Below are 9816 nucleotides of genomic sequence, written 5' to 3'. Positions count from 1 at the left end.
CTGTTTGGTGATGATGGCGGAAGGGATCCACGCGTTCCCATCTCGAACACGACCGTTAAGCCTTCCAGCGTCGATGGTACTTGAACCGCAGGGTTCTGGGAGAGTAGAACGTTGCCAAGCAGTTACCCTTTGGGGTATTTTTTTTGTCTGGGGCCATAGCTCAGCTGGGAGAGCGCCTGCCTTGCAAGCAGGAGGTCAGCGGTTCGATCCCGCTTGGCTCCACCATTATTCCCTGATAGCTCAGTTGGTAGAGCACTCGACTGTTAATCGAGTTGTCACAGGTTCGAGTCCTGTTCGGGGAGCCATTCTTTCAAGGCCCGTTGGTCAAGTGGTTAAGACACCTCCCTTTCACGGAGGTAACAGGGGTTCGAGTCCCCTACGGGTCACCATTAATTCCCACACAAAGATTTATCCCATGGAGGCTTAGCTCAGCTGGGAGAGCATCTGCCTTACAAGCAGAGGGTCGGCGGTTCGATCCCGTCAGCCTCCACCATTTAATTTGGTTGAGAACAAGATTTCGGCGCTATAGCCAAGTGGTAAGGCAGAGCTCTGCAAAAGCTTTACCCCCAGTTCGAATCTGGGTAGCGCCTTTATATATAAGCCGGAGTGGCGGAATCGGCAGACGCACAGGACTTAAAATCCTGCGGTAGGTGACTACCGTACCAGTTCAAGTCTGGTCTTCGGCATTATTAACCTCATAGATGCGCCCTTAGCTCAGCTGGATAGAGTATTTGACTACGAATCAAAAGGTCGGGAGTTCGAATCTCTCAGGGCGCGCCATCTTTGCTTAAACAACAAACTACGCGGGCGTAGTTTAATGGTAGAACTTCAGCCTTCCAAGCTGATCGCGCGGGTTCGATTCCCGCCGCCCGCTTAAAACAAGAGCCACCTTCGGGTGGCTTCTTTGTTTTTAAGCTAGGGAATTGAACTAAGGGTTCGACCGTCCGTGCAGCTTCATTGATTGTACTCACGTAGGACGAGCGTCCAAATATACCACTAGTTGCTTCCGTAGGAAGCTTTATAATCGGAATTTGGAGTATTCCCGCCGCCCGCTTAAAACAAGAGCCACCTTCGGGTGGCTTCTTTGTTTTTTAGCTAGGGAATTGAACCAAGGGTTCGACCGTCCGTGCAGCTTCATTGATTGTACTCACATAGGACGAGCGTCCAAATATACCACTAGTTGCTTCCGCAGGAAGCTTTATAATCGAAATTTGGAGTATTCCCGCCGCCCGCTTACAAAAAAAAGACCACCCTCGGGTGGTCTTTTTCATTGCATAGGCAGGTGCTATTCACTTTTACTTCACCGGCAAAAACTCATTCGTATACAAATCCTTCACCGGGATATCCTCCTTGATCATGCCGGCTTCTTTCATTTGGCTAACGAGTGTTTTCCAACGTTCGTCGGACATGTAACCGACACCGTGGGCTTTGGCATCGCCGCCGAAAATGAAATCTTTGGCAACCGCTTGCGCATCCTTCAGGTGATCGACGTCGTAATCTTTGTTAACGCCGTTAAGGGCATTGTTGACTTCGTCGCCGTGCGCGTAGTAATAGTCCCAGCCTTCGCTGGTGGCTTTGATATAGCGCTTAATCAAGTCGGGATTTTTCTTGATAAAGTCATCTGTGGCAATAACGACGTTGCCGTAAGGGTTGTAGCCAAGGTCCGCGTTCAGGAACCAGTCGACGTTGACGCCTTGTTTTTTCAGCACGTATGGCTCGTTGGTAGCGAAACCTTGGGTGATGGAGTCCTTATCGGCGGAGAAGCCTGCTAGGGAGCCTGTGTAGTTCTGGATTTGTACTTTGTCGAGCTTGTATTTGTAGCTAATATACTGCCAGAACGGAAAGCCGACGGCTGTGTACACTTTGCGACCGTTGAGGTCTTCGATTTTCTTGATGCCGGAGTCCTTATGGAAGATCAGGTTTTGAGGATTGGTTTGCAGATTGGCATAGATAACTTTGACGGGGATACCTTCCTTGCGGGCAAGGACCACTTCATCGGCATTGGCCATGGCGAATTGCACTTTGCCACCTGCAACGAGCTGAACGTTGGAAACTTGAGGTCCACCTTGTTGAAGCGTGATATCGATGCCAGCTTTCTCATAGATTTTCGCCAACTGCGCAGCGTAGTGTCCACCCATTTCTGGTTGAGCAAACCAGCTCATTGCTTGAGTTACTTTGTCTGGCGCTTTGGAGCTGGACGCGGCGGTAGATGCTGCAGGTGATCCTGATGTTGTTGACGTACTCGTTCCACAAGCAGAGAGTAGAAGGACTGTTGCAATTGCGGCTGTACCTACCTTTGTTTTCCCCAGTAATGTCATTCGAAATCTCCCCATTCCCTTTAAATGTGTATGGTCATGTTATCTATATCTTCCAAGCGTTCTGCAGCTGTCTGCCAGCAACAGGAACACCACGAACACTAACGATCTCGCGCGGAGGGACAGACGCTGCGGCATGCTCGGCATTTACCGCAGTTAGGAGGATGAAGTCGGCAGGATCGCCGATTTGGAATATCCCTGCGGTAGAACCTAGGTGCTGATAAACGGAACGTAGGCGCTCATCGTCATTCCAGCGGTACATATCCGCCATTCTTCGGGCCCGCATGAGCTGATCGGTGAAACCGAAGGGTGTCCACGCATCCAGCCCGGTATGATCGGAGCCGAGGTAAACTCGCACGCCTTCAGCTCTTAATTGCGCCACGCGAGGCATCGCGGAATCGATCGGCACGCTGGTGATAATGGCGATATCTAGTTCGGCCAAGCGTTTTGCTATCGTAAGGGATTCGCTCTCGGATACCTCACCTAAGCAGTAGGCGTGGCTAACGGCGACTTTTCCCATTTTACCCGTATGCTCGGTGTAGTCCATGATGCGCTCCAAGGTGAAGAGTCCTAGATGTCCAGGATCATGCAAGTGAATATCGACTTCGGCGTCATGAGCGACGCTCATTTCGAAGATGGCGTGTAAGCTAGCCTCGATATCGCGGTCAACGCCAGCAGGATCCACCCCGCCGACAATTGTGGCACCCTCCTGAAGGGCTTGTTTAATGAGGTTAATCGATTGTGAACGGATTAGTCCTTGTTGCGGGAAGGCCACAATTTCGATAGTTAATGCCCCTAAGAATTCCTCCTGGAGCTCCCGAACCATAGCGAGATGGGATAAACCGATTTCCGGGTCAATGTCGACGTGAACGCGGAGACAGGTCGTTCCGAAGGCCAGCATCCCCTGTAAAATGCCTCGAGCTCGTTCCTTTTGGCCATTTTTGAGAGGAGCAAGAAGATCTTTCTCCATTTGAAATTGATCATATAAGGAAGCAACTTGGTGCCTTGAGATCCACTGATCATCAGGGAATGCCTTATCCAGATGCACGTGATAGTCTTTGAATGTAGGTACCATGAGCATTCCTTGTGCATCCCATGAGGAAATTTCTTCACGATTAGAAGCAGGTACAATCTCGGCGATATTGCCTTGCTTCACTAGCAGATTATGTAGGGCGCCGTTTACAAGAACGTTACTTATCCATTGTTCCACCAAGATAACTCCTTTCGCAGCAGGTAAGCGTTGTATGCCTATTTTCTAGATGATTGCTGCTATTTCAAATAATTCCGAAAGAGAAAAGCTAGCTTCAAGCGCAGGAGATCACTCATCTTTTTAAAATCCATTTGCAATAAATCTGCAATTTTCTCTAACCGGTAAGAAACTGTATTGCGATGAACGAAGAGATAGCGACTTGTTTCATTAATGGATCCATCATACTCAAAATAAACCTCCAAGGTTAATGCGAGCTCAGGGTCGACCTGCTTGTTCTTGCCGTAGATGGGTTCCAAAACGTAGTCATAGTAACTGTGCATGGCTTCCTTGGATAGATGTTGGAAGAGAGAGAAAAGCTCGATGGAATCATGATGCAAGACAGTTTGACTCATGCACAGCCGCTCAGCAGCATGGTGTGTTTCCAAGCATTCGTTGAATGCATTGTAGATGAGTTCGGGTTGAGCTTTCACGCGACTGACCCAACAATGCAGACCAGAGGCGGAGGTTTTGGTAGTTAGATGGGACAAGCAGGAATTCAGAGAAGATAGGAAATCCTTTTTATGAAAAGTTTGTGCCTCCGGAAGAGCGAAGATCGAGAGTAATCCTTCAGCTAAGTAGAAGTGTTCGGATTCATAATGCTGCAACTGCGGATGATAGATTAGCAACTGTCGAACCTCATTTAGGAGCCTAGTTGCACCAGGTTGCTCCGACGGGATCGTTGTAAGCACGCATTGGTAGGTGGTGGACATGACGTTGAGATGGTAGCTTTTGCAGGTTTTCATGAAATCGTGAAAGGAAAGCTCCCGCTGGAAAAAGTCCGTAAACACCTGACTAAGCGCATGTTGGCGCGAGGGGTCTTTACCTTTTTGAATATCGAGACCGAGATGATAGGTTAAGATTTCGGCGGCTTGATGGAACAAAGCTTCCTCTTCCTTCAACATCAACGGGGAATTCACATACACCTTGAGGAAACCCGTGCAGCCTAGTGAATCCACTAGTGGGATGCGGAAGCATCTGGTGTCTCCGAAGCCTTCCCATTGCGGCGATTTGGTCCAAGGCCATTGGTGAAGGATGATCTCCTCCGACCAGGAAGTGTTGTGAAAAAGCACATTGCCACCTTGCCCAAATACGGCGATAGGCTGCCCTAGAATACCTGAGATCATATGAAAAATATCGGAGGATTCCTTATTCCGCAGGGCGAATTGCATGAGTTGTTTTTGTTTTTCTAGGACAGTCTGCAGTTTCTTGGTCGTCTTGGTGTGTTCGGCGTTGAATAGCGCATCCATCTGGTCGGAAAAGGTGAATTCGAAAGGCAATTCTAGGATTGGCATTTGGAGTCGATTAGCTTCATCGTATAGCTCCTGTGGAATTTGATCCCAATATCGGCCTACTTTGATTCCTAGTCCTGCTCCGCCTCGCTCATCCAACATTCGTAAGGTGGAAAGAGCCATATCCAAATGATCTTTCATGACAAAAGCGGTTGTAAACAGCATCTCACCGGATTTGATCCAATCGCCAGCATCAGGGGCGTCCATGACATTAACGGATCGTAAAATGCGTGACAAGCCTTTCTCGCCAGCAACTAATTTGGCACGTGACAAAGGATAAATGGTTAACGCTTCTTCAACGGTCAGGTGCATCTTATCCCCCGCCTTTCCCTCATTAGGAGCTTACTTGTTGATTGTAAAAGGTCGTCTGCTTCACAGTCGAAGCTACCAGTTGCCCGCGCTTCCAGACATAGCTTCTGGGTACTCGTTCATAGAAAGCACTGCGCAGATTAGTTGACTCGAATAGGACGAGATCAGCATCCGCTCCGATGTGCAGGCCGTAATTCGCAAGCTCTAATGCCTTCGCCGCACGGGTTGTCGCCATCTCGATCAGCGTGACAACATCCTGTTTAGAGCCCATATACGTGGTATGAGCGAGGAGCATGCCTGTGTCCAGTGGATCTGCAGTGCCGAAAGGTGTAAAAGGATTCTGGATATTATTGCTTCCATAGATAACATTAGCTCCTTGCTCCAAAAGAAGGGCAACTGGGGTAAGCCCCCGTCTGTGACGGTGATCGTCACCGCGTCCATTCAAAAAGAGGTCAGTTGCTGGCAATGACATGACGTGGATGCCGTTCGCAGCAATGGCTGTGCAGATGATTTGGGCCTCTTCATAAGGGAGTGAACCGAGTGAAGTGAGGTGCCCAACGCTTACGCGACCTTGCATCCCATATTCTTGCGTCATGCGAATGATGCTGAGGATAGCTAACATGGACGGGTCATCGGAGAAATCGACGTGCAAGTCCAAGGGTTTATTGAAGGCTTTGGCTAAGTTAAAAACGGTACGGAGATGCGCTTGTAAATCTGCATCCTGATACGTAATTCCACCGACAACATCGGCGCCAAGTCGTAGGGCTTGGGTGAGCAGTTCTTCAGTTCCAGGCTGCTTGGCAATGCCTTCTTGGGGGAAGGCGACAATTTGCAGGGTGATCTGGTTGATGTATTGTTCCTTCAGCGCTAGCATCACTTCGAGGCCGATGAGGCCGACGATAGGATCAATCTCCACATGACACCGCATGTGGGTCACACCGTGGGCAATGGCTTGTTGGATCACTTGGATCGAACGGGCCGCGATATCCGTTGAAGTGAAAGAGCGTTTAAGCTCCAAGGTGGAGGCGATGGCTTGCTCGATAGAGCAGGCGTCCTTCGTCATGCTATTTAGTAGAAAGGCTTTATCCAGATGAATATGTGGTTCTATTAAACCGGGGAGTAGAATTCGCCCGTTGGCTTCAATAAGCTGACCAGCACTTAGAGCGTTAGGGTTGCCAGGGAGATGCTTTTGAAGGTATATAATTTTCCCTTCCCGAATGCCGACATCCATTAAGGTGCCGAAGTGGGGGTTGGAGAAGCATCGGATGATCAAATCAGACTCCATACCTTGCACCTCTTTAATGTTAGATAATATGACGTAAATTAAATTTGTTAACTGGATTATAGGTCTGTTCGCTTGAAATAGTCAATGATCTGGTAGGTGGATTGTGTTTTTCATTAAAATAGGCAGGCTGATTGTGATTATGTAAATTTACATGTAAATAAATATGACATATGTTTGCGTGGGAGCTACATTTTAATGTCTTGCTCTCTTTTGATATACTAAAAGATAGGATTCTACGCGTGTAAGGGAGGGTTACTATGCAAAAAGGTGAACGAACTCGCAAGCATATTATCGCTCAGGCCGCGGAACTGTTTAACCAGAAGGGATATGCAGGCTCATCCTTATCGGATATTACGGAGCTGACAGGCATTAAGAAGGGCGGCATTTACCGCCATTTTGCCAGTAAAGATGAGATTGCTCTAGAGGCCTATGACTATGCAGGTGGTGTAGTTAGTGAGAAAATGAACGATGCCATTCGTGTGGAAGGGACGGCCAGTGGCAAGTTGTTAGCTTATTTGCGCGTGTATGAAAATGTCGTGGAAACCCCGCCTTTTATCGGAGGTTGTCCGCTGCTTAACTTAGCTACTGAGAGCGATGATAGTCATCCTATTTTACGAGAACGAGCTCAGCGGGGACTGAAGAGCACGTTGCAGAACATGAATGAGATTATTGCTGAAGGTGTTCAAAGTGGTGAATTTAAAGCAGATCTCGATATCGAGGCATTGGCTACTTTCACGCTTTCTGTTATGGAAGGCGGCATTATGATGAGCAAGCTTGAAGGGAACAACCGACATATCCGTAAGAATATCGAGAGCCTGACCCAGTATTTAAAGGGAGTTTGCATCCGCTAAAGCGGGGTTAGAACAGATATAGATTGTAAGAAGATGAATGGGGATGAGCGTATGGCGCGGCAGCGATATAGCAACTTGGATCCGAATGCGAAGACGAAAACCTGGAAAGAAGTACGTCGCTGGCAGAAAGAGCGGAAGGGGAAAGTGAAAGACGTATCCTACCGAATCGGGCAGGCAGACCACAAGCAGCAGGAACTGCTCAGAAATAATCAGCATGAAGTTACGATTACTTGGATCGGACATTCAACCTTCTTGCTGCAAGTCGGTGGTATGACGATAGTAACTGATCCGGTCTGGGCTACTCGAATGGGCTTTACTCCGAGGCTCGAGGCGCCAGGTTTATCTATAGAAGAGATCCCGCCTGTCGATGTGATCTTGCTGTCACACGCGCATTACGATCACTTGCATGTAGGTTCGTTGAAAAAGCTGCGAGGCACGCCATACGTGCTGGTGCCCGAAGGACTTGGTTCTAAGCTGCGGAAGCTGGGGTTCAGCACAGTGTACGAATTGCCGTGGTGGGGGAGTCAGACTATTGGCCAGCTAGAGTTTCATTTCGTTCCTGCGCAGCATTGGACGAGACGTACGTTAACCGATACCAATACCTCGCTATGGGGAGGATGGCTTGTAAAGCGCAGCGCGGTGTCGGAAGGGACGCAGGTTCCTCCTGCGATCTACTTCGCTGGAGACAGCGGGTACTTCGAAGGCTTTCGGGAGATCGGAGCGAAATTTCCGGGTATTGGCTACGCGCTGATGCCGATTGGCGCCTACGAGCCGGAGTGGTTCATGGGGATGCAGCACGTTTCCCCAGAGGAAGCGGTGCAGGCGTTCCTTGATGTGGGGGCAAAGCAGTTTATCCCGATGCACTACGGGGCATTCCGTCTTGCTGACGATACGCCCAAAGAGGCATTGGATCGATTGCTGGCGGACTGGCAGCGGAGAGATTTAGACGCAAGCCTGCTGCGCTTGTTGAAGCATGGAGAAACATGGATAGCGGAGTGAACAGGGGAATACGATTGAAATAGAGGTGCTTGATGTAGAGGATGGGAGTCCTGAAATCAAGCGCCTCTATGCGTTTCACAGGTTACATTTAGCTGCGCTTAAATGTTGCCGTCGCCTTCGTTTTGTTCCACGTGACTTCGATGAGATAATCTCCTTGAGGTAAATTCGTAAAGGTTTTCGAATCTGTATAGGAATGCCCTGGCTCCAAGTCCAAGTAATCCTTGATCGCAACGGCGCCTTGTTCGAATACGGTATGATCCTTCAAAAGGGTATATTTTGCGCCACCAATGACAGTAATCGTTTTTTTAGACTGATTTGTGAATGTATAGGTTACTTTCGTCTCTTTGACTCCATTGTCTACCGTTGCGATGCCCTGCATGACTGGGAGGCTGACTTCCTTAGGAGTTGAAACCACTGGTGTCGTTGATTTTTCCGGTGGTGTGACCTCACTCTTAGAGCATCCTACAAGGATTAATGAAGTGCCTATTACAGTGAGTATGGCATAACGCATTAGGATCATCTGTAGCCCACCCTTATTTATAATCTGTATGACATGAATGACGGAGGAGGATTGGGATAAGTTGCAGGTGAATTGGAACTTTTAGGTTATTGGCATCCCCGGGCGCGGGAGGTTATATCGCTTTACTAAAATCACAAATGACAAAGAACAAATGACATTATTTGATTTTTGTCATTCGTGATTTTATAATAAAGGTAATAAGGTTTGGGGAAGGCTACTCTACCTTCTCATTACATCGAAAAGGCGGGATTATGCATGGAGCGGAAATTATCGGGTAAAGTAGCTTTGGTTACAGGTGCATCGAGAGGGATCGGTCAGAAGATCGCAGAGGAGCTTGCGCTGCACGGGGCTAAGGTTATCGTGAATTACGCGAGCAGTCCAGGTAAAGCAGAAGAAGTCGTTAACGGCATTAAGCAACGAGGCGGGGAAGCTATCGCGATTGGGGCGGATATTAGCCAAGTGGCGGAAGTGGAGCTTTTGTTCCAGAAGACGTTGGAGGCGTATGGACAGGTTGATATTTTGGTCAATAATGCGGGGATTATGATTACGAAGCCGATTCTCTCGATTACCGAGGAGGATTTCGATAGGCAGTTTAACATTAATGTGAAAGGGACATTCTTTGCGATTCAGCAAGCGGCGCTGCATATGAAGGAGAATGGTCGGATTATCAATTTCTCTACGTCAGTTAATGGGCAAATGTTTCCGGGGTATAGCTCCTATGCGGGTACGAAAGGGGCTGTTGAACAGTTCACGCGTCAGCTGGCCAAAGAGTTAGGACCTAAGGGGATTACGATTAATGCCGTTGCACCAGGTCCAGTGAATACCGAATTATTCACAGTGGGGAAATCAGAGGAACAAATCAAAGCGATCGCTAACATGAATTCGTTCGGCAGACTAGGAGAAGCGGAAGATATTTCGCGGGTTGTGCTGTTCTTGGCAAGCGAGGAGTCCCAGTGGGTAACGGGACAAACGCTGCGTGTGAACGGCGGTTTTGTATAA

Annotated in this window: 8 protein-coding genes, 8 tRNA genes and 1 rRNA gene; 12 read left to right on the top strand and 5 right to left on the bottom strand. The window is 48.5% G+C overall.

Going from position 1 to position 9816, the window contains the following annotated elements; genetic code table 11:
- The first annotated feature begins 3 nt into the window (after positions 1 to 3).
- From rrf to HQN88_RS21540, 9 genes are all read left to right on the top strand, one after another.
- Positions 4 to 120, top strand: a 5S ribosomal RNA gene (gene rrf / locus HQN88_RS21580).
- 29 nt (positions 121 to 149) lie between these two features.
- Positions 150 to 225 (top strand) — tRNA-Ala (locus HQN88_RS21575).
- Between the two features lie 4 nt (positions 226 to 229).
- Positions 230 to 305, top strand: a tRNA-Asn gene (locus HQN88_RS21570).
- A 9-nt stretch (positions 306 to 314) separates the two neighbouring features.
- Positions 315 to 389, top strand: a tRNA-Glu gene (locus tag HQN88_RS21565).
- Positions 390 to 417: 28 nt separating this feature from the next.
- A tRNA-Val gene (locus tag HQN88_RS21560) sits at positions 418 to 493 on the top strand.
- A gap of 26 nt (positions 494 to 519) precedes the next feature.
- Positions 520 to 590 (top strand) — tRNA-Cys (locus HQN88_RS21555).
- A gap of 10 nt (positions 591 to 600) precedes the next feature.
- Positions 601 to 686, top strand: a tRNA-Leu gene (locus HQN88_RS21550).
- A gap of 17 nt (positions 687 to 703) precedes the next feature.
- Positions 704 to 780 (top strand) — tRNA-Arg (locus HQN88_RS21545).
- Between the two features lie 23 nt (positions 781 to 803).
- Positions 804 to 874, top strand: a tRNA-Gly gene (locus tag HQN88_RS21540).
- 421 nt (positions 875 to 1295) lie between these two features.
- On the opposite strand, the gene HQN88_RS21535 is transcribed toward HQN88_RS21540, so the two are convergent.
- Genes HQN88_RS21535 through HQN88_RS21520 form a run of 4 tightly spaced genes read right to left on the bottom strand, consistent with a single transcriptional unit; the run spans position 1296 to position 6447 of the window.
- Positions 1296 to 2333: an ABC transporter substrate-binding protein gene (locus HQN88_RS21535; RefSeq protein WP_173116360.1), complete on the bottom strand. Its 1038-nt coding sequence runs from the start codon at positions 2331 to 2333 to the stop codon at positions 1296 to 1298.
- A gap of 28 nt (positions 2334 to 2361) precedes the next feature.
- Entirely contained in the window at positions 2362 to 3525 is a 1164-nt protein-coding gene (locus tag HQN88_RS21530) for an amidohydrolase family protein (protein ID WP_173116358.1), read from the bottom strand.
- Between the two features lie 59 nt (positions 3526 to 3584).
- Entirely contained in the window at positions 3585 to 5165 is a 1581-nt protein-coding gene (locus HQN88_RS21525; protein WP_173116356.1) for a PucR family transcriptional regulator, read from the bottom strand.
- Between the two features lie 22 nt (positions 5166 to 5187).
- Positions 5188 to 6447 carry an amidohydrolase family protein gene (locus HQN88_RS21520; protein WP_173116354.1) on the bottom strand — a complete coding sequence of 420 codons (1260 nt, stop codon included), beginning with the start codon at positions 6445 to 6447 and terminating at the stop codon, positions 5188 to 5190.
- A gap of 257 nt (positions 6448 to 6704) precedes the next feature.
- On the opposite strand from HQN88_RS21520, the gene HQN88_RS21515 reads away from it, so the two are divergent.
- The gene (locus tag HQN88_RS21515; protein WP_173116352.1) at positions 6705 to 7298 is read left to right on the top strand and encodes a TetR/AcrR family transcriptional regulator; all 594 of its coding nucleotides are present in this window, start codon (positions 6705 to 6707) and stop codon (positions 7296 to 7298) included.
- Between the two features lie 51 nt (positions 7299 to 7349).
- Positions 7350 to 8297: an MBL fold metallo-hydrolase gene (locus HQN88_RS21510; RefSeq protein ID WP_173116350.1), complete on the top strand. Its 948-nt coding sequence runs from the start codon at positions 7350 to 7352 to the stop codon at positions 8295 to 8297.
- A gap of 88 nt (positions 8298 to 8385) precedes the next feature.
- On the opposite strand, the gene HQN88_RS21505 is transcribed toward HQN88_RS21510, so the two are convergent.
- Complete coding sequence (locus tag HQN88_RS21505) at positions 8386 to 8817, bottom strand: hypothetical protein (RefSeq protein WP_173116348.1); 432 nt, start codon at positions 8815 to 8817, stop codon at positions 8386 to 8388.
- Positions 8818 to 9072: 255 nt separating this feature from the next.
- Here HQN88_RS21505 and HQN88_RS21500 point away from each other — a divergent pair, with 255 nt between their 5' ends.
- Positions 9073 to 9816 carry an SDR family oxidoreductase gene (locus tag HQN88_RS21500; RefSeq protein ID WP_173116345.1) on the top strand — a complete coding sequence of 248 codons (744 nt, stop codon included), beginning with the start codon at positions 9073 to 9075 and terminating at the stop codon, positions 9814 to 9816.

This window comes from Paenibacillus qinlingensis (assembly GCF_013204845.1).
In the GTDB taxonomy this organism is placed as follows: domain Bacteria; phylum Bacillota; class Bacilli; order Paenibacillales; family NBRC-103111; genus Paenibacillus_E; species Paenibacillus_E qinlingensis.
The sequence above is the reverse complement of the archived record's forward strand: the minus strand, read 5'-3'. Positions and strand labels throughout refer to the sequence as shown.